The organism is Natronolimnobius baerhuensis (genome assembly GCF_002177135.1).
GTDB lineage: Archaea > Halobacteriota > Halobacteria > Halobacteriales > Natrialbaceae > Natronolimnobius > Natronolimnobius baerhuensis.
On record NZ_MWPH01000004.1, the window covers coordinates 110,432 to 128,408 of the forward strand.

A 17,977-nucleotide genomic window follows, 5' to 3' on the forward strand; every position below is an offset into this window, starting at 1 on the left:
AGCGAAGCCAAGTCAGTCAGCGCTCGTGGCCGACGTCTCCGATGCGGTCCGCTGGCTCCGCCAGATGCCCTGGAGGTACGCGCCAACGAACATGCCGGCGAGTGCCCACAAGATTGTGATGTTGCCAACGCCGAGGCTGGCGTAGGCCGCGCCGGGACAGATCCCGGAGAGGCCCCAGCCGACGCCGAAAACCGCGCCGCCGATCAGGACGTTGCGGTCGAACGATTTCAGCCGTCGACCGTAGGTATCTCCCGTCAGTGGCGCACGCGTTCGGAGTCGCGGAACCAGCGCGAAGGCGATCCCGGTGACGACCGCCGCGCCGCCCATGACGAACAGCAACCCGAAGTCCTCGAACTGCAGGAAGTTTAAGACGACCTCCGGACGGGCCATATGGCTGAATCCGAGGCCGAAGCCGAAGATCAGGCCGCCAACGAAGATCAGCGGCATGAACAGCGGATGTCTGTCGCTCGCGGGTCGCTTTGCTCGCCGCTCGCCTTTTCGAGATCCTCCCTTCGGTCGCATCTCGCTGCTCACGGGTCGTCACCCCCCCGTTCGCATTTCCGAGATTCTCCGACGAGAATCTCGCTCACTACGGACTCACCCCCAGTGCCATCACGACCTGTGCCGTCCCAATCGCCACGATCAGGAACGTGATGACGCCGATAATCGACGTCTTCGAGGCCGAGCCGACGCCACAGACGCCGTGGCCGGAGGTACAGCCCTTCCCAATTCGGGTTCCGATCCCGACGAGAATCCCGCCGAGGAACAGCCGCCACGGCTGGACGTCCGTCAGCCAGAGCGTGATTCCGCCGACGTCGTACACCTGTCCGGTCGAACCAGCCTCGTAGAGCCCACTCGAGACCAGGCCAGACTGGAATGTCACCGCGTAGACGGCTGCGCCCGCAATAATACCGAGCGTAAAGACGACGCGCCAGTCTCGAGAACTGCGGTACTGCTGGAACCGCGACTGGTCCGAAACGTACGACAGCGTCGACTCGAGGAACGTACTCGCACCGGCCGGAATCGCGGTGCCCAGGTAAATGACGACGGCCCCGAGGCCGACGAGTGCGCCGCCAACGGCGTAGCGACTGATCCCGTTCGGAAACAGCGATTCGAACAGTGCGGGTGCAACAAGTTCAGGTACCATTCGACTGGATCGTTGAAGTTAGTCACCGGCCAGCGAGTCCTGGCTGGCGGCGCAGTTGTTTGGACCGAGTTCGAGTTCGAATGCTTCCTCATCGTCAGTAGCTTGTTGGCCGAGGTTCGTCGCGATGATATCCTCATAGTTGGCCGGACGAGGTGGCATGTCCGAGAGGACCAACTCAACGAACTCGTCTTCGTCCATCGTCAGGGCAGCCATGTCCGCCTCGAGTTGGCCAATCCGTGCCGTGTAGGTGCCATCCTCGGCGGGTTTAGCAGCGTCGCTAAAGTGAGCGCCGCCGATCAGCGTCTCGTCAGACAGGGAGCGCACGCGCTCTTGAAGTGACTCATAGAGTTGCCTAGCCGCCTCGGGTGCGCCGTCGTCGCCCTCCTCGAGGTCGGGGCGAGCAACGCTTTCGATGAACAGCCCATCGCCAGTCGCCAGCAGTTCGCCGTCGATCAGGTACGAGGTCATGCCGGAGGTGTGGCCAGGCGTGGAGACAGTCTCGATGGTGACGTCACCGACCTGGAATTCGTCGCCGTCTTCGGCCACTGTGACATCATCGGCGTAGGTGACGCCGCGGTCGACTGCGGCCGCTGGGATCACTCCTTCGACGCCCTCCGCGGCGAGGGCCCGAATCCCAGAGATGTGATCCGCGTGGATGTGCGTATCGAGTGCATATTTCAACTCGACGCCGAGTTCCGCTGTATCCTCGAGATAGCGGTCGGTGAACGCGCGCAGTGGATCAATGACGGCCGCTTCGTTACCGTCGGACACGAGATAGCCGAGACAGCCCGAGGAGGGACGCTGGTACTGGATGAGCGTTCCCGCGCCATCGTAGCGCTCGACCTCGACAGCGTCGTAAATGCGCGCCCAGCCGTTCATCCCTTCCTCGAGGTGGTTCACATCGTAGCCGCGCTCTTTGAGTGAGCCAGCGACGAATTCGCTGGCACCGCCTTTCGCACAGAGGACTGTGATCTCTTGGTCGTCCGGAACCTGTGCAAGAACGTCATCATCGATGTCTTCGTCGAGAAAGTGGAAGTAGGGGACGTTGATCGACTCAACAGTGTCGCCGTCGATGTTCCACTCTTCGTACTCCGACTCCATACGGGCATCAAGGAGTGTGACGTCCTCTCCCGCATCGATTTGGGTTTTCAACTCGGTGGGCATCACCGATTCGACTGTGACGTCCGGCGTTGGAAAGTCCATGTCGTCCATATTGTACACTGCTCAGTAGTGGCTCCGAGACCTTAAGCATTTGCATGGTATTCCCCAAAGCACACAATATAGGTACAGAGTAGATGACGGAGAATGTGTACTAAGCACGCGTATGTGCCTTTAGTCGGCAGCGCAGAGATCGAACAAACAGCAGGTGTTCGTAAACAGTGCAATAATCGATATCCTTTTATGGACTGCCCCGATATTGTGTGGTAGCTCCAATACAGAGCACAAAAGAACATGAGCTCGGAATACCAGACCACAGAGACGCTCGACGTGAAAGGACAGTCCTGCCCAATGCCTATCGTCAAAACCAAACAGGCAATCGACGACCTCGAGGCTGGGGACGTACTGGAAGTCGTGGCGACCGATTCGGGAAGCATGAGTGACATTCAGGGCTGGGCGGAGGGCACCAACGGAGTTGAACTTCTTGACCAGGTCGAGGACGGCGACCGCTTCATCCACTACGTCGAGAAAACGGAATAACATGAGCACGGACAACCACCCAGCATCGGCTGATGACAGTAGCACTGACGCCGATTCCGAATCCGCTCCCGACAGTGACCCCGCAGAGTTGCAGGCGCTCCGCGAGCGCGTCGCCGACCTCGAGGCGTCAGTCGCCGATAGCGACACGGGTGACGACCAGAAGAAGATGACCATTGTCGCCACGCAGGGGAGTTTCGACATGGCGTACCCGCCGTTGATCCTCGCGAGTACCGCGGCGGCGTTCGACTGGGACGTCGTCGTCTTCCACACCTTCTGGGGACTCGACATTCTCCACGAAGAGAAATCAAAGACCCTCAAACTCTCCGCCGTCGGCAACCCGAATATGCCGGTCCCGAACGCCGTCGCCGCGATCCCCGGCATGGATCGGATGGCCACGCGCATGATGGAGACGAAAATCGACGAGAACGGGACTGCCACCATCGAAGAGTTGATCGACCTCTCCCTCGAGAGCGGCGTCGACCTGCAGGCCTGTCAGATGACAATCGAGTTGATGGACTACGACGAAGACGACTTCTACGACGGCGTCACCACGGGTGTCGGCGCGGCGACTGCGATCCAGCATATGGCTGAATCTGATGTCCAGTTACTCGTCTGATGAGAGGAACGACACAACGCGACAGACCGCCGGAGCGACCGAGTATACACGTCATTGAACGAATCGCCGAAGCAGATGGTGTCGATCCGGTCGACTTGGATCCGCCGCTTCACGATGTTGTCGACACAGATGCGCTTGATCGGCTATTCGACTCGAGTCACCAGGACAGTCCACCCCGTCGTGGCAGCGTTTCGTTTCGCTACCGGGAACACGACGTGACGGTCCACGCAGACAGTCGTGTCCTCCTCGAGTAACGATTCAGAGCAGTTTCCAGCCCCGAATTGCTGCTGTCCGAGATGTCAGGTATAGCTACAATTGACACGGTTTACTGTCCGTTATTTGCGGGCAACCGCTGTCAGGGTCGCGGTTTCGCTGGTACATCGGTACAGCACTCCGTCTGGACCACAATAGCAACCATTTTCCTGTTCGGCAGGTCGTCTCTGGTATGCGTCTCTCGGGAACCGTCATCGCTGATGCACGGACCATCATCGAAGACGGCAGCGTCGTCGTCGACGGATCGCGTATCGAGGCCGTTGGGCCGCGTTCGACGCTCAGCGAGCAGTACCCGGACCACGAAGAACACACGTACGACCTGCTCTTGCCAGGGCTTGTCGGCGGACATATCCACTCGGTCCAGAGTCTCGGGCGTGGCATCGCAGACGACCACGAACTGCTCGAGTGGCTGTTCGAGTACGTGCTGCCGATGGAGGCCTCACTGACCGCCGACGAGATGGAAGTCGCGGCGAAACTGGGCTATCTCGAGATGCTCGAGAGCGGGACGACGACCTGTATCGACCATCTCTCGGTTAATCACGCCGAGCGGGCGTTCAAGGCTGCCGGCGAGATGGGGATTCGTGGCGTGTTGGGGAAGGTGTTAATGGACCAGCGCTCTCCGGATGGATTGCTCGAATCGGCCGATGCTGGCCTCGCGGAGAGCGAGCGATTGATCCGGAAGTATCACGGGTCGTTCGACGACCGCATTCGGTATGCCGTGACGCCGCGATTTGCGGTCTCGTGTACTGAGTCGTGTCTCCGTGGTGTCCGAGAGCTTGCCGACGCCTACGAGGGTGTTCGAATCCACACGCACGCAAGCGAAAATCGCAGCGAAATCGAGACCGTCGAATCGGACACTGGCCTGCGAAACATTCACTGGCTCGACGAGGTTGGGCTCACCGGCGACGATGTCGTCCTCGCACACTGCGTCTGGACCGACGAGAGCGAGCGCAAGGTACTCGCGGAGACGGGAACGCACGTCACCTACTGCCCGTCCTCGAATATGAAACTCGCGAGTGGCGTCGCCCCGATTGTCGACTACCTCGAGCGCGGGATCAACGTCGCGCTCGGCAACGACGGCCCACCGTGTAACAACACGCTCGATCCGTTCACGGAGATGCGACAGGGGAGTCTCTTGCAGAAAGTCGACCGACTGAATCCGGTCACGGCTGCTGCCGCCGAACTCCTCGAGATGGCGACGAGAAACGGTGCTCGCGCGGCTGGTTTCGATGACGTGGGGGAACTCCGTGAGGGGTGGCGTGCAGACATCATCGCAGTCGATACTGACCGCACGCGAGCGACACCGCTTCACGACCCGCTCTCGCATCTCGTCTACGGCGCACACGGCGACGACGTGGTCTTCTCGATGATCGACGGCGAGGTGGTCCTCGAGGATGGTGAGGTTCAGACGGTCGACGCCGCAGCGATTCGGGAGGAAGCAACAGCGGTTGCAGAGAGTCTCGACCTCGAGTCCCATCGCGAATCGGCGCGTGCGGTTCGCCCGTCGGAGTCGAGCTAGATGATTTGCCAGCCGCCATCGACGTGCAGCAGTTCGCCCGTGATGTAGGCTGCCTGCTCACTGGCCAAGAAGAGTGCAGCGCCGGCGACGTCGTCTGGCGTGCCCGCTCGGCCGGCAGGAACGGGTTTGATGAAGTCGTTTTCTTGTGCGCCGCGTGTTGCGTCGGCAGTCCAGCCCTCGCCGAACTCCGTTGCGATCTGTCCCGGCGCGACGGCGTTGACGCGAATATCGTGTTCGGCCAACTCGAGGGCGCATCCTCGGGTGAGCATTCGAACCGCGCCTTTCGTCGAATCGTACTGGACCTGATTGAACTGGGTGACGGTTGAACTGATCGAGGCCGTGTTGACAATGGTGCCTGCATCGCCGCGTTCGATCATGTCGTTCGCAGCGTACTGGCAGCCGAAGAAGACGCCGTCGACGTTGACGCGATGGATGCGCTCGAACTCCTCGGGCGTGACCTCCCGCATCGGCGCGTCAGCAGACAGCGCCGCGTTGTTGATCATCACGTCGACGCCACCGTACTCGCGTGCGGCGTCGATGACGGATTCGATGTCGTCCGGGTCACTCACGTCAGTCTCGAGGTAGACGCCGGTGCCACCGACCTCCTCAACGAGGTCGTGGGTTGGCGTCTCCGCGTCGATATCCTTTGGCTCTGACTGAATGTCAGCGTTGAGAACGGTTGCGCCCGCTGATCCGAACTCGCGTGCCATCGCACGACCGATGCCGGAACTCGCGCCCGTGATCACGACCGTCTCATCAGTGAAGTCGTACTCGAGAGTGCCCATAGATACACGTTACCGGCGCGATACTTAACTATGGACGGGCAGACTGGTGTGGCCGTTGTTGCGAGCGGCTGGAATGGTCGATAGGTTGATGACGGCGGCTGAACTTGCTTCGAATGATATGACACGACGGACGAGTGGACTGGTGCTGTTGGCAGGTGCGGTCCTCGCAACCGTCGTCGTCTACGCTGGGCTTGTCCCACGGTACGCACTCACGGATGAGCCCGCTCGAGCACTGTTGACTCTCGTTGGCGGCTGGGTGCCGTACACGCTCGTGTTCTACTTGCTCGGGCGGTTCTACTCTTCGCCGTCCTCACTCCCGAGTATGCGAACGGCAGACCTCGGGCTTGGTGCCGTCCTGATCTTTCTGCTGCTCAGTCTCGGCCTCGAGGCGTGGGGCTTTACGCCAGAACGGATTCCGGAGGCCCATCTCGTCCAGGCAATTGGCATTTTCACCGGCCTCGCGCTCTTTGGCTGGGGAATTGGCCGTCGCTCGAAGGCGATTACGGACGTCGCTGAGACACCGTAGCGTTACTCCGACTCGCTCGAGGCGGTCGCATCGCCGACGACTAACACGTCTCGAGCGGTGTGGCGGGTGACGCCGTCGGTGACGCTGCCGAGCATCATGCGACTGATTCCGCCGCGACCGCGCGTGCCCATGACGATCACGTCGGCATCGATCTCGTCGGCATACTCGAGGATTTCGCGGACAGGAATGCCTTCGATGACGTCCGTCGTCACTGGAACGTCTTTGGCTTCGCCACGGGCGTCGATTCGGTCAACATACTCGCGAGCGCGCTCGCCGAGAACGGACGCTGCGCTCTCGTTTTCGCCCGGGAGCGTAACGGAGCCAAACGGTCCCGTTTCGACGACACAGATGCCATAGACTGAGGCATCGACGCTCGCTGCAAGCTCGAGCGCGCGATCTGTCGCCTGTTCTGCGTGTGAACTCCCATCGGTCGGAACGAGGATGCGGTCGTACATGAGTGCCATCGGGCAAGCAGGTGGGCTGGGCCGATTGGTGCAGTCTTCGACGTTCGATCACGCCGTGTGCGCTTACAGTATAATGACGCCCTCGAGCGAACGCGAGACCCACAGTCGAACCAGACCGTGACTTGTCCACCGTACTCGACACTGGCCTCGAGTAAAGCGTTTGCTCTGACTCCCACCCCGAGTAAGCGGACACTGGACCTTTTGAGAGATGCCATCGAAGTCAGTCGTATGGTACCCTGGTCGACGGACTCGACGGAGACGGTGGTGGTTCCGATTGCGAACACAGAGACAGCGACGCGCCAACTCGAGACGGCAGTCGAGTTCGCGGCTGATCGGTCGGCTCGCATTGTCCTCGTCTATATCTGTCAGGTACCACCGCAACTGTCATTGCAGGACGGCCGTCGCTACCTGCTCACCGACGACGACGAGGAACTGCTTGCGGATGCTGCTGCATCCGTCGAGACCCAGGGAATCCCAGTCGAGACACGAATCCGCCTCGCTCGAGGCGTCGCACGTGGGATCGTCGGTGCAGTCGAGGACTACGCCAATCCGACGCTGTTTCTTGGCTGGCGCGGGCGACCACCACGGCAGAACGTTATTTTGGGCTCGTACGTCGACCGCGTCCTCCGCGATGCCGAGTGTGACGTCCTCGTCAAGCGAATCAAAACGCCGACTGGTGACGTTGACGACATCCTCGTTCCCGTCTCAACCGGCCCACATGCTGCATTTGCCGCCGAGACGGCAGCGTCACTCGCTCGAGCAAACGATGCCTCGGTCACGCTGTTACACGTCGTTGACGCCGACGACGCCGACATCGCCAAGACAGACGCACGCGCGTTACTCGCTGAAATGGCAGCCTCGCTCGAGGACGTTCCATCAGTCGACCGGCAACTCGTCGAGGCAGCCGACGTCGCTGGGACGATCACCGACTGGAGCGCCACACACGATGTGACCGTTCTCGGCGTCTCTCGTGGTGGGTTACTCCAGCGTCGGCTTCTCGGGTCGATCTCACGGGCCGTTGGCCGACACGCTGCCGGGACCGTGATCCTGGCGAAACGACACGACCCGGTTCCGTCACGGCTCAAACGGCTGTTCTCGTAAACGGGTCCGCGACGGCACTCGAGTCGGTGTCGACCGCTCGAAAGTCAGTCAGGATCGTCACGACTCGAGCGTTCGGTGTACGCCGGTGGCTCGATGGCGTGGCGGATCCCCGACCAGTCGTCGATTTCGAGGCTGTAGATCGTGGTCGTCTCGCTGGTGCCTGCGGCTTCGAAGAGTTCCGGCCGCCACGTCGGTGCCTGGGCGTCAGTGAGGTCGTCGTAGTCGGCGTCCGAGAGCGGCCGAATCGAACCAGTCACGGAGACGCTTTGCCAGTGAAACATCGTCTCGGCGCTGTAGACGAGAAAGCTGGCGACGTTGGCGCGGTCGGAGAGCGATGCTTTCTCGCTGTCGGTGCCGGTGACGTAGACGAAGTACAACTGTGACTCGCCATCGAAGCCGTAGGACATCGGCAGCAGGTACGGCGTCGGCTCGGTCGGCAGTCCAAGGACACCGAGGCTGTGGGTGGCGAGAAACTGCGTGATCGCCTCGTCATCCATTCGTTCCATCCCGTGGTCGGTGAGTTCGTCGACAGTCATCTCGCTGTGTCGAACGTGCGCAAGCGGCATAATTCACACACCGGTAGTTGTCGGCCGCGAGAGCGGACGACGTCAGCAGAGACAAACAGCGACTCACTCGATCTCGAGGCAGTCCGTCACTCGGTCGGCCGTATCACGGAGAAGCGGGACATCGTCGGTGAACACCTCGACTGCGACGGTCCCATCGAAGCCCGCAAAGTACTCCGAGATGATATCATAGTCTATCTCACCGGCACCAATCGGGAGGTGCGTATCACCACGGCTGCGTGCGTCGTGGACGTGCAGATGCGACACGAGGTCGCCATACTGCGAGGCGAACCGTTTGACACCGTCGTTGCCGTCTTCCATGTAGGCGTGGCCGACGTCGAAACAGACCGCCGTGTTCGTTTCTCGAGCGAGATCACCGAGGACGGTCAACGGCAGCCCGCGTTTCTGATGGCCGACGTTCTCGACGACGAGTTCGACGCCGCAGTCCGCTGCCGCCTCGCCAATCGCCTCGAGTTGGTCGGCAAAGAGCGGCCGCAAGTCGGTGTCATGTGGATTTCGAGCCGTCCCGTGCAACACCGCTTTCTGCGCACCAACCGAGCCAGCCCACTCGAGTAACTGCCGCAGATACGCGATAATCGCGTCGTTGATTTCAGGAACCGGTGTCACGACGTCCTGCTTGAACGGCAGATGCACGCACAGCGACGTGTTCGCCGCCTCGAGACTCGACTCGAGACGATCAGCGTCGATTGTGTCCGTGTCCACGCCCTCGCCGAGCGTGAACTCTGCAAAGTCAAAGCCCTCGAGCGTCTCGTCCAGTCGGTCGAGCGAGTCGCCGACGGTGAGGCCACAGTCCATGGGTTGTCATCGACTGGCTCGCCCTTAATGGCCGCGTCGGGAGTGACGCTCACTCGGTGACGGTCTCGAGGTGGCTCGAAAGAGCCTCAGCGAGTGTGTCCATACCGCGGTCGCTGGGGTGGAGCACGTCCCAGGTGAGGTCCGTCGCAGTCAGGAGGTCGCTGCCGTCGACGAGCGAGACGTTCTCGTGTGGTGTGGCGTCGACAACGTCCCGCAGTGCACCGCGGAAGGCGTCGGCGTGGGCAGCGTCGCCGTTGGCGGTGAGATCCGCGAAGTACGGAAACAGCGTCACGCAGACAATCGGTTTCTCCTGGTGGGCCGCAGCAATCGTGTTTGCGAAGTAGTCAGCGCGCTCGCGGAACTCAGCGGGAGTGAACTCCGCGTTGGCCATATTGACCGAGAGCGCGAGGGTGGCAACGTCCCAGTCCTCACGGCCTGCGATGTAGTCCGCCAGTTCAGGTTCGCAGTATGCCGAGCCCGAACAGCCGAGATTGAGCGCGTCGTACCCGCAGTGGCGTGCAACCCGCGAGACGTAACTCAGGTGCGTCGCGGACGCTTTCGCGCCCTCCGTGATCGACGTGCCGTACGCGAGATACCGCGCTGCCGGTAGTTCCTCTGACGCGGGTGGGCGACAGTCTCCCGCCACGTCGTGAATCGCGACTGGCGTAAAGCGCTCGAACCGGATCCGACAGACTCGAGGATCGAACCGACCAGTCGGAACGTCGTCTCCCAGATCGCGCAGGCGGTCGGGAACGTCCAACGTGAGCGTCGTCGGCGTCGACTCAATCTCGAGGGCTTGCCACGGCTGGAACTCACCCCAGAAAACACGAATCTCCGTCCGCTCGGACGCAGACAGCGTAATCTCAATCTCGCTATCGTCGGTTTCGGGAACGAATCGGATCTCGCCGTTCGTCGCGTGTCGGAGTCGGTCGCGTGCTCCGTCGTTCAGTTTAGCACCAACGGACTCGGGGACGCGCAGCAGTCGCTCACCGTCCGCATCCCACTCGGCTGGTACCGTCTCTGCCACGTTGTGCAACGAGACGGACGGATACTCCTCGGAGCTCATTGCCCTACCGATTGAACGGGCCTGCCATAGCGTTACTGATACGGGTACTCCCCCGCCGCTCCGGCCCGATTACGAGTCCTACAGTTGCGTGTCGACTCGAGGCGACAGCGTCGCAGAACATGTTCTAAAACAAACCTATATAGTAATTGACCTCCACAGTAGTGCAGAATGCTGCAATAGCATTCGTAGGAGACCTCCACAAGGACCGCACATTTATAGAAAGTTCGCGGAGTATTCCGAGAATAGAGTTAGAAAAGGACAATTAATTTGTTATTAGTGGCCTGTCCACACAATCTCCCACACTATGGCGAGAATGGACACTAATTCGACGAATATTTCGTCTATGGGCGTATTTTGGCAGTAAGTCGAGGCAATAGTATTGTTAGGTATAGGCAATAATGTATCTCAGATACTATTGTTTGATACAGTATGGGATCAGGTGCCACCCCATCGTTTCTCCATCAGGAACAACAGATATTCTCCGAATAGGATTACACACATACAGCTGTAATTCATTCTTCTCCGTGTTACTCGACACCACGGTCAAAACAGACGACAATCGGCCGAGATAGTCCGATTCCGCATTGAGAAACGCCTCGAGGGCCGTACTAAACTACCGCACTCACGTGGAACGCACTAGACTACAAGCACACTTCCTCACCGCTGGAAAAATCAAGAATCTGCCCGTAGCTATTCGTACTCAGACTCGAGAAACGCCACGGTAAACGGCTCAAGATCGAGTGTGACGGTTCCCCCATCCACCGAACAGCGTTCGGTTTCGACAGCGACCGCCTCGGGGGCCTCTCGAGTGTTCTGTGCGACCATCGAGTCGGCTCCGATCCGCGAGACTGTCACGGACTCGAGAGAGGATTCACCGGCGACCTCGAGCGTGACCGTCGTCGGTCCGGCGGTCGCATCGCGGTGGACGAGACAGGTGACGAGTCGGTTCTCGTCGGGGTGAGAAACAGTCACCGCATCGAGTTGTGGTACGTCAGTTGCGGGCTCGATTGCGCCGAACAGTTCGCCGGTGTGGTCGCCGACGGGCAGTTCGGTATTGTAGGTCCCACACTCCAGGTGCGTTTTGACTGGGTGAGCGCCGACCATCGAGAATGCCTCGCGGTGGACGTAGTATGCCGGATCGGTCCACACCCGCTCGCGGTCCTTCCGGAGTCCAGCACCGTGATTGCCGACCCCCGAGTGCGTGATCATGCCGATGAGTCCATCCGAGCGAATCGCCTCGAGCAGGAACGTGGCGTCGTAGACGGCTTCGGTCATGGTCTTGTTCGTCGGGATGTCCGTCCACTCGAGCGTGTCGTCGCCGTCACGTTCGTCGTCCGCGAGCGTGGTGAACAGTTGCAGTTCGGTGATCGCCAGTTTCGGCTCGTCGATACCGGCTGCACGCATCCGCTCGGCGACGGTCTCGTACTCCCGGCCGACCTGCTCGGCGAAGGCCATGTGTGCGTTGTACAACGCCTCGAGATCGGTGTCGGTCGAGACTGGATCGCCGACGAGCACGTGATCAGTTAGCCAGTCGAGGTCGTCCGCACACTCAGCGAGGAGTGGCTCGTTCCACTCTGTGAGGCGATTCCCACAGGCCAGCACCTCGATGTCGTCGTCGACGGCGGTCATCGCCTCGTGGAATCGAGCGAACCGGTCCGCGTAGCCGCCGGGCGTCGTCCAGGTGGTCTGCCACGGGCCGTAGACTTCGTTGCCGACCTCCCAGTAGGTCACGTCGTACGGTTCGGGGTGGCCGTGTTCGGCCCTGAGTCGACCGTATTCTGTCTCCTCCGGATCACCGTTACAGTATTCGACCCAGTTCGCGGCTTCCTCGGCCGTGCCGTTGCCCGCGTTCAGACAGATCATCGGCTCGCAGCCGACCGCTTCGCAGAAGTCCATGAACTCCGCCGTTCCGAATCGATTCGTCTCGAGGCCGGCCCAGGCCGGATTCGGCTTCGTCGGGCGTTCCTCGAGCGGGCCGACGGCGTCTTCCCAGTGATAGCCGGAGACGAAGTTGCCGCCTGGCCAGCGCAGCAGGGGGAGGTTGGCGTCCCGCAGGAACGACACGACGTCGGGGTCCGCCCGCGCGATGTGATCGTCCGGGAGCAACGAGATCCCGTCGAAAACGACGTTCGATCCCGGCTCCGGTCGAATCGTCACAGCGTACAACGCGTCGGGATCGTCGAACGCCGACTGCGGGCACTCGAGGTCGAACGCGGCGGTGGTCCAGTCAGTACCGACTGCCACCGATTGGGTGGTAAGTTCCGTCTCGAGGTCGCCATCGGCGGTCACCGTCCGAATGCCGATCTCGACCGTCGTCGGCTCGTTCCCGCGGGCGGTGAGTCGCCCCTCGAACGCACGCGTTCGATGCAGCGGAAGATAGCACCATTGGGCGATTGCGCTCTCGGAATCCGCGTCGGGCACAACCTCGATCCGCTGGGCGCGGTCCCCGGCGACGCCGACGTCCGGGCTAGTGCGAACGTCGTCGCGGGTCCCGCAGTGGACCCACCACAGCGCTAGCCCGTCGCGATAGGCCTCGAGCAGTCGCTCGTGGTCCGGATAGTCACGCCGCGTGGCGTACTCGGCGACGCGGTCATCGATCTCGTCGGCGTCGTGAACCGCCGGGCGGCCGCCGTCCGGTCCGGGGCCGTGAACCTGAAACTTCCAGCTTCCGAACGTCGGGTTGTGCAGAATCTCCGCCTCGAGCGTATTTTTCGCGTTTCGAGCGGTGTAGAGGTGTTCGCCGAACTTGCCGAGGAGTTTGGGATCGACGGTTGTCTCCCCGCGAACGGTCGGATCGACGGTCACCGTCGCTGTGTCGCTGTCGGAACTGTTGCTGTGCTCGACGAGTCTCGAGTCATCCATACGTCGCTAGAGGAAAATATCGTATTTAATTGTGTGTATTAGCGAACCCTCGTAGCGGTCTGTTCGTCCCCGTTCCGCGTTAGACTTCCTCGAACGGCCGAAACGGATCCCAGCGAAAGTACAGCCCAAGCGCTGCAATCGCAACCGAAATCGCCGTCACACCGAGCGTGAAGATGGCGATCACCCACGAACTCGAGCCGGGCTCGAGAAACGGAAGCAGTGCGACCGTCAGCACCGCAATCGTCAGGCTAACCGCGACCATGAACTTGTATACCACGCCACTGACGCGCATACGTCTCCCTTGCCGTCAACTGATAAAAAGCCACGGGTCGAGACGAGTCGCCGATTACTCGTCGAGTGTCGGCGAGTCCCAGTAGTCGTGGTCCTCGAGCGCTCTGTAACACCGTGTCGTGTGCTTGTCACCGACGGCGGTCGTCGGGGGCGCCGTTTTGCAGGCCTCTCGAGCCTTCGGACAGCGCGTGTGGAACCGACACCCTGCAGGCGGATTCTTCGGATCAGGGACGTCGATTGTCCGCAGCGGCGAGTCGGTATCGCGTTCGACATCCGGATGCAGATCCGGCGTCGCCCACATCAACACCTTCGTGTAGGGATGTTGTGGATTCGCGAGCACCTCGTCGACAGGGCCGATCTCGACGAGTTCGCCGAGGTACATAATCCCGATGCGCCCGTCGGCTTTCCCGGCCAGATAGCTGGCGTTCGAGAGGTTGTGCGAGATGAACAGGTACGACGTGTTAAATGCCTCCTGTAACTCGAGCATGAGATCCATCATGTCGATTCGCAGCGAGACGTCGAGCGCCGAGACGGCCTCGTCGGCGAGGATCAGATCCGGGTTCATCAACAGCGCGCGAATCAGCGCGATGCGCTGTTTCTCACCGCCGCTTAGCTGGTGTGGGAATCGGTTGGCGTAATCATCCGGCGGCGTCATGCCGACCCGCTCTAACATCTCGTAGATCCGTTCCCGGCGTTCGAACGTATCCATCTCCGGGTGCGTCACCTGCAGCGGACTCGAGAGTGAGTGACGGACGCTTTTGTTCGGGTTCAGCGACGAGCCTGGGTCCTGATGGATGATCTGGAGCGATTTGCGGACCTCGTCGAACGGAATCTCGGGATTGCGCTCGTCTTTGGCCGCCCAGATATCCTGCCCGCGATAGTGGACCGTCCCGCCGGTCGGGCGCTGGACGCCGATTGCCGTCTTGCCGAGTGTCGTCTTTCCACAGCCGCTTTCGCCGACCAGCGCGACGACGTCGTTCTCGGCGATTTCGAGCGAGATATCGTCGACTGCCCGAACCGTCTCCGGATCGGAGAACACGTCGAGAAAGCCCTGTTCCTCCTCGAAGTGGACGTTGACACCCTCGAGCGAGACGACGTGATCCGAACTACTCATCGACGCGCACCTCCTCGAGACTCAGCGGAATGACCTCGGGGACGCGCTCGCCGTAGTGACACGCGACGCGATGGTCGTCGGCGACGGCCTCGAGTGGCGGGTCCTCGGCGAGACACGTGTCGTCGCTCATCGGACAGCGAGGATGATACGAACAGCCCTCGGGCACGCTGACGGGGTCGGGAGCAGCGCCGTCGATGGGGCGCATCTTCGATCTGGGGGTGTCGAGGTTGGGGGTGGCGTTCAGCAGTGCACGCGTATACGGATGCATCGACCCGGTCAGCACCTCGTCGGCGGGTCCGAGTTCGATGAAGTCGAAGGCGTACATGACTGCCAGCCGGTCGGCGAGATTCGCAACCAGCGGCAGGTCGTGCGTGATGAAGACGATGGTCAGATCGTACTCCGCCGCGAGGTCGTCGATCAGCCCGATGATGCTCTGTTGCATCAGCAGGTCCAGTGCGGCCGTCGGCTCGTCCATGACAAGCACCTCCGGTTCGAGGACGAGCGCGAGTGCGATCAGCGCCCGCTGTTGCATCCCGCCCGAGAGTTCGTGCGGATATGAATCGAGAACGCGATCAGCGTCGAGGTACAGGTCAGCGAGGAGGTCTCGAGCGCGGGCCATCCCCGCGTCCATGTTGCGTTCGTGGACCTCGATGGTCTCCTCGAAGTGATCGCGAATGCTCATCGTCGGGTTGAACGAACTCATCGCCCCCTGGAACACCATCGAAATTTCCTCCCAGCGCAAGCGCTTGAGTTCGTCTTCCTCGAGATTCAGCAGGTCGACGTCTCGATCTGGTGTCGGATGGTAGGTGATCTCGCCGAGCGTCACACCGGGGTCGACGACGGCATCGAGCAAGGCGGAGGCGAACATCGACTTGCCGGAGCCGCTTTCCCCGACGACGCCGAGGATTTCGCCGCGCCGGATGTCGAGATCGACCTGATCGAGCACCCGCGATTCGCCGCGGTCCATATCGAACGTGACGCTGACGTCACGGAGTTCGAAGATCGGATCTGCAGTCGATACCGTCGGTGTTGCTGGCTCTTCCATCATAGGTTCTGAGTGTCTCTGCTCGAGTGTCGATCAGTCCGTCGATTCATCGTGGAGTGGTGCCGGCTCATCGGTGGCTCTCCATGCTGTCTTCGTCAATAGTCTCGGCGTGGCGCGCTCTGATTCGTGGGTTAAACAGTCGTTCGGTCCCCTGTGCGAAGAGGATCAGGCCAAACGACAGGGTAACCACGGCGAACATCGGCGCGAGAATCCAGTGGGCCGTTTCCCACGAGGTAAAGACGCCGAAACTGTCGTAGGCGTCGTTGAGCATCACGCCCCAATTCTCGTTCGAGAACGGCAACACGCCCAGATAGTAGAGCGCGACCGACCCGAAGATGACGCCACGAGCCGACTGGACGAAGTTGACAAGCACGTAGGGCATGATGTTCGGCAGGATGTCGTCGACGACGATCCGCCGCGTCGGAACGCCCATGATCCGTGACGCCTCGACGTAGGAGTGATCTCGCAGCGTCAACACCTGCGACCGGATCGCTCGAGCGAGGCCCGCCCAAGCGTTGATTGTGAGGACGATCCCGACGGTGACGGGATGTGTCGGCTCGATTAGGGCCGCCAGCAGGATGATCAGTGGCAAGCCCGGAATCGTCATCGCGATGTCGGTCACGACAGTCAGCGCGCGGTCAACGCGGCCGCCTTTGTACCCAGAAACTGTGCCGACGAGCGTTGCAATCGCCACCGAGAACACTGCCCCGGCGGTGATCATGATCAACATCGCGGGCGTCGCCTGCACGACGAGTGCGAAGACACTCTCGCCGCGAATCGTCGTCCCCAGCGGGAACTCGAGGCTCTGGAAGGCGGGGTCCATTCGCGGTCCGTCGCCGGGGAACGGCTCCGAAACGAGCCAGTAGCCCACGGTGCCGAGGAACACCCACGCGAGGATGATCAGGGAGCCGACGCGGGTGCGCCAGTCGCTCCAGATCACGCGCAGGGGCGTCAACACGAACAAATCGAGGCGTTCCCGGTAGAGTTCACGCCTCGAGCGTGTGATTCGGTCGTCGCGGTCCGGTTCGGTATCCGTCTGGAAGGTAGAGGTTCGTTCAGCCATGTCAGTATGCCTCCCGGGAGTCTTCCTGTTCAACCCGTGGGTCGATCTTGCTGTAGGTGAGGTCGGCGATCAGGATGAAGACGATCACCGCGAGCGTAATGATCAGGAACGACCCCATCATCAGCGGGTAATCACGGGCGTTGACCGCCTCTAACAGGTACCAGCCGATGCCTTCGTAGGCGAAGATTTCCTCTAAGACGACGGCACCACCGAACATGAACCCAATCGAGATCATCAGCGAGGTGTACATCGGAAGCAAGGCGTTTCGGCCGACGTATCGGGTTGCAATCTGTCGACCGGGAACGCCACGCAGGTTTGCAACACGGATATAGTCCTCGCCGATCACCTGAATTGCGTTGCCGCGCATCGTCAGCGCGACGCCGCCCAGTCCGGTGATGACGAGCGATAGGATCGGTAACGTGGCGTGGTGGACGACGTCGATGAAGTACGACGCCGACAGCGCCGGTTCGGCACCGGTCGGATGATGCCCCGATGCCGGGAACAGGCCCCAGTCGTAGGCAAGCAACGCGATTGCCAACAGCGCGAAGATGTAGTACGGAATCGAGTTCAGAAACATCGAGACGACCGTCGTCCCGACATCGAATCGCGATCCCTCGAGGTAGGCCATGATTGCGCCGAGAACGATGCCTGCCGAGAACGTCAGCAACGTCGCAATCGAGAGCAAGAACAGCGTCCAGGGCATTGCCTGAACGATAATCTCGTCGACGGGCGCGGCGAAGTGCAGCGACTCGCCGAGGTCACCCTGCAGCATGTTCGACATGTACTCGACGTACTGGACGTGCATCGGATCGGTCGGATCGATGTTCATCGAGCGCTCGGCGAGCTGGCTGACCTGTGCCATGCTGATGGAGCCGTCGCCGCGACTTTGCATGAGCTGAGCGCGGATGTAGTCTTCCGGCCCGCCCGGAATCGACTGGATCATCACGAACGTAATCGTCATGACGGCATACAGCGTAAACGCCGCCATCGAGAGCCGCTTCAGGAGGTAGCGAGACATCTCTTTCCCT

General features: G+C 61.1%; 20 protein-coding genes. 6 read left to right on the forward strand and 14 right to left on the reverse strand.

All coding sequences use genetic code 11. The annotated features are described in order from the left end of the window. Window positions 1–12: 12 nt before the first annotated feature. The 3 genes from B2G88_RS16825 to B2G88_RS16835 all read right to left on the reverse strand — a co-directional run bounded on the left by B2G88_RS16825 (window position 13) and on the right by B2G88_RS16835 (window position 2,359). Entirely contained in the window at window positions 13–447 is a 435-nt protein-coding gene (locus B2G88_RS16825) for a YeeE/YedE family protein (RefSeq protein WP_054861917.1), read from the reverse strand. A gap of 142 nt (window positions 448–589) precedes the next feature. Next, window positions 590–1,147 carry a YeeE/YedE family protein gene (locus B2G88_RS16830; protein ID WP_054861847.1) on the reverse strand — a complete coding sequence of 186 codons (558 nt, stop codon included), beginning with the start codon at window positions 1,145–1,147 and terminating at the stop codon, window positions 590–592. A gap of 18 nt (window positions 1,148–1,165) precedes the next feature. Further along, window positions 1,166–2,359, reverse strand: a complete 1,194-nt coding sequence (locus B2G88_RS16835; RefSeq protein WP_087715467.1) for an MBL fold metallo-hydrolase — start codon at window positions 2,357–2,359, stop codon at window positions 1,166–1,168. 240 nt (window positions 2,360–2,599) lie between these two features. On the opposite strand from B2G88_RS16835, the gene B2G88_RS16840 reads away from it, so the two are divergent. The 4 genes from B2G88_RS16840 to B2G88_RS16855 all read left to right on the forward strand — a co-directional run bounded on the left by B2G88_RS16840 (window position 2,600) and on the right by B2G88_RS16855 (window position 5,253). Next, on the forward strand, window positions 2,600–2,845 hold the full coding sequence (locus B2G88_RS16840) for a sulfurtransferase TusA family protein (RefSeq protein WP_054861846.1): 246 nt from the start codon (window positions 2,600–2,602) through the stop codon (window positions 2,843–2,845). Window position 2,846: 1 nt separating this feature from the next. Continuing rightward, the gene (locus tag B2G88_RS16845; protein ID WP_054861845.1) at window positions 2,847–3,461 is read left to right on the forward strand and encodes a DsrE/DsrF/DrsH-like family protein; all 615 of its coding nucleotides are present in this window, start codon (window positions 2,847–2,849) and stop codon (window positions 3,459–3,461) included. Beyond that, window positions 3,461–3,715: a HalOD1 output domain-containing protein gene (locus B2G88_RS16850; RefSeq protein ID WP_054861844.1), complete on the forward strand. Its 255-nt coding sequence runs from the start codon at window positions 3,461–3,463 to the stop codon at window positions 3,713–3,715. Before B2G88_RS16845 ends, B2G88_RS16850 begins: the two co-directional genes overlap by 1 nt. Before the next feature lie 191 nt (window positions 3,716–3,906). Next, the gene (locus B2G88_RS16855) at window positions 3,907–5,253 is read left to right on the forward strand and encodes a 5'-deoxyadenosine deaminase (RefSeq protein ID WP_054861843.1); all 1,347 of its coding nucleotides are present in this window, start codon (window positions 3,907–3,909) and stop codon (window positions 5,251–5,253) included. Here B2G88_RS16855 and B2G88_RS16860 read toward each other — a convergent pair. Then, the gene (locus B2G88_RS16860) at window positions 5,250–6,038 is read right to left on the reverse strand and encodes an SDR family NAD(P)-dependent oxidoreductase (RefSeq protein WP_087715468.1); all 789 of its coding nucleotides are present in this window, start codon (window positions 6,036–6,038) and stop codon (window positions 5,250–5,252) included. The two genes, B2G88_RS16855 and B2G88_RS16860, sit on opposite strands and share 4 nt — an antisense overlap. Window positions 6,039–6,156: 118 nt before the next feature. Here B2G88_RS16860 and B2G88_RS16865 point away from each other — a divergent pair, with 118 nt between their 5' ends. Continuing rightward, window positions 6,157–6,564: a hypothetical protein gene (locus tag B2G88_RS16865; RefSeq protein WP_176393279.1), complete on the forward strand. Its 408-nt coding sequence runs from the start codon at window positions 6,157–6,159 to the stop codon at window positions 6,562–6,564. Between the two features lie 2 nt (window positions 6,565–6,566). On the opposite strand, the gene B2G88_RS16870 is transcribed toward B2G88_RS16865, so the two are convergent. After that, complete coding sequence (locus B2G88_RS16870; RefSeq protein ID WP_054861916.1) at window positions 6,567–7,019, reverse strand: universal stress protein; 453 nt, start codon at window positions 7,017–7,019, stop codon at window positions 6,567–6,569. 237 nt (window positions 7,020–7,256) lie between these two features. Here B2G88_RS16870 and B2G88_RS16875 point away from each other — a divergent pair, with 237 nt between their 5' ends. Beyond that, a complete protein-coding gene (locus B2G88_RS16875) occupies window positions 7,257–8,129 on the forward strand; it encodes a universal stress protein (RefSeq protein ID WP_087715470.1) in 873 nt (290 codons plus the stop codon). 44 nt (window positions 8,130–8,173) lie between these two features. On the opposite strand, the gene B2G88_RS16880 is transcribed toward B2G88_RS16875, so the two are convergent. The 9 genes from B2G88_RS16880 to B2G88_RS16920 form a co-directional block, all read right to left on the reverse strand. Next, a complete protein-coding gene (locus B2G88_RS16880) occupies window positions 8,174–8,695 on the reverse strand; it encodes a pyridoxamine 5'-phosphate oxidase family protein (RefSeq protein ID WP_245835426.1) in 522 nt (173 codons plus the stop codon). A gap of 63 nt (window positions 8,696–8,758) precedes the next feature. Next, entirely contained in the window at window positions 8,759–9,508 is a 750-nt protein-coding gene (locus tag B2G88_RS16885; protein ID WP_054861841.1) for a sugar phosphate isomerase/epimerase family protein, read from the reverse strand. Window positions 9,509–9,557: 49 nt separating this feature from the next. Then, window positions 9,558–10,574, reverse strand: coding sequence for an SGNH/GDSL hydrolase family protein (locus B2G88_RS16890; RefSeq protein ID WP_054861840.1), 1,017 nt, complete (start codon window positions 10,572–10,574; stop codon window positions 9,558–9,560). 690 nt (window positions 10,575–11,264) lie between these two features. Beyond that, window positions 11,265–13,436: an alpha-L-arabinofuranosidase C-terminal domain-containing protein gene (locus tag B2G88_RS16895; protein WP_054861839.1), complete on the reverse strand. Its 2,172-nt coding sequence runs from the start codon at window positions 13,434–13,436 to the stop codon at window positions 11,265–11,267. A 79-nt stretch (window positions 13,437–13,515) separates the two neighbouring features. After that, on the reverse strand, window positions 13,516–13,728 hold the full coding sequence (locus B2G88_RS16900) for a hypothetical protein (RefSeq protein ID WP_054861838.1): 213 nt from the start codon (window positions 13,726–13,728) through the stop codon (window positions 13,516–13,518). Window positions 13,729–13,782: 54 nt separating this feature from the next. Further along, the gene (locus B2G88_RS16905; protein WP_054861837.1) at window positions 13,783–14,841 is read right to left on the reverse strand and encodes an ABC transporter ATP-binding protein; all 1,059 of its coding nucleotides are present in this window, start codon (window positions 14,839–14,841) and stop codon (window positions 13,783–13,785) included. Next, window positions 14,834–15,889, reverse strand: coding sequence for an ABC transporter ATP-binding protein (locus tag B2G88_RS16910; RefSeq protein WP_245835427.1), 1,056 nt, complete (start codon window positions 15,887–15,889; stop codon window positions 14,834–14,836). The genes B2G88_RS16905 and B2G88_RS16910 overlap by 8 nt, the downstream gene beginning before the upstream one ends. Window positions 15,890–15,953: 64 nt before the next feature. After that, window positions 15,954–16,949 (reverse strand): ABC transporter permease, encoded by a 996-nt coding sequence (locus B2G88_RS16915; RefSeq protein ID WP_087715472.1) that lies wholly within the window; start codon window positions 16,947–16,949, stop codon window positions 15,954–15,956. 1 nt (window position 16,950) lies between these two features. Further along, window positions 16,951–17,967: an ABC transporter permease gene (locus B2G88_RS16920; RefSeq protein WP_087715473.1), complete on the reverse strand. Its 1,017-nt coding sequence runs from the start codon at window positions 17,965–17,967 to the stop codon at window positions 16,951–16,953. Window positions 17,968–17,977 lie beyond the last annotated feature (10 nt).

Bases quoted from the DNA above. Each gene is read 5' to 3' on its own strand.
- B2G88_RS16880 (WP_245835426.1), bottom strand. From the start codon at position 8,695: ATGCCGCTTGCGCACGTTCGACACAGCGAGATGACTGTCGACGAACTC.
- B2G88_RS16875 (WP_087715470.1), top strand. From the start codon at position 7,257: ATGGTACCCTGGTCGACGGACTCGACGGAGACGGTGGTGGTTCCGATT.
- B2G88_RS16890 (WP_054861840.1), bottom strand. From the start codon at position 10,574: ATGAGCTCCGAGGAGTATCCGTCCGTCTCGTTGCACAACGTGGCAGAG.
- B2G88_RS16915 (WP_087715472.1), bottom strand. From the start codon at position 16,949: ATGGCTGAACGAACCTCTACCTTCCAGACGGATACCGAACCGGACCGC.
- B2G88_RS16835 (WP_087715467.1), bottom strand. From the start codon at position 2,359: ATGGACGACATGGACTTTCCAACGCCGGACGTCACAGTCGAATCGGTG.
- B2G88_RS16870 (WP_054861916.1), bottom strand. From the start codon at position 7,019: ATGTACGACCGCATCCTCGTTCCGACCGATGGGAGTTCACACGCAGAA.
- B2G88_RS16920 (WP_087715473.1), bottom strand. From the start codon at position 17,967: ATGTCTCGCTACCTCCTGAAGCGGCTCTCGATGGCGGCGTTTACGCTG.
- B2G88_RS16840 (WP_054861846.1), top strand. From the start codon at position 2,600: ATGAGCTCGGAATACCAGACCACAGAGACGCTCGACGTGAAAGGACAG.
- B2G88_RS16905 (WP_054861837.1), bottom strand. From the start codon at position 14,841: ATGAGTAGTTCGGATCACGTCGTCTCGCTCGAGGGTGTCAACGTCCAC.
- B2G88_RS16860 (WP_087715468.1), bottom strand. From the start codon at position 6,038: ATGGGCACTCTCGAGTACGACTTCACTGATGAGACGGTCGTGATCACG.
- B2G88_RS16845 (WP_054861845.1), top strand. From the start codon at position 2,847: ATGAGCACGGACAACCACCCAGCATCGGCTGATGACAGTAGCACTGAC.
- B2G88_RS16910 (WP_245835427.1), bottom strand. From the start codon at position 15,889: ATGATGGAAGAGCCAGCAACACCGACGGTATCGACTGCAGATCCGATC.
- B2G88_RS16900 (WP_054861838.1), bottom strand. From the start codon at position 13,728: ATGCGCGTCAGTGGCGTGGTATACAAGTTCATGGTCGCGGTTAGCCTG.
- B2G88_RS16850 (WP_054861844.1), top strand. From the start codon at position 3,461: ATGAGAGGAACGACACAACGCGACAGACCGCCGGAGCGACCGAGTATA.
- B2G88_RS16825 (WP_054861917.1), bottom strand. From the start codon at position 447: ATGCCGCTGATCTTCGTTGGCGGCCTGATCTTCGGCTTCGGCCTCGGA.
- B2G88_RS16865 (WP_176393279.1), top strand. From the start codon at position 6,157: ATGACACGACGGACGAGTGGACTGGTGCTGTTGGCAGGTGCGGTCCTC.
- B2G88_RS16830 (WP_054861847.1), bottom strand. From the start codon at position 1,147: ATGGTACCTGAACTTGTTGCACCCGCACTGTTCGAATCGCTGTTTCCG.
- B2G88_RS16895 (WP_054861839.1), bottom strand. From the start codon at position 13,436: ATGGATGACTCGAGACTCGTCGAGCACAGCAACAGTTCCGACAGCGAC.
- B2G88_RS16855 (WP_054861843.1), top strand. From the start codon at position 3,907: ATGCGTCTCTCGGGAACCGTCATCGCTGATGCACGGACCATCATCGAA.
- B2G88_RS16885 (WP_054861841.1), bottom strand. From the start codon at position 9,508: ATGGACTGTGGCCTCACCGTCGGCGACTCGCTCGACCGACTGGACGAG.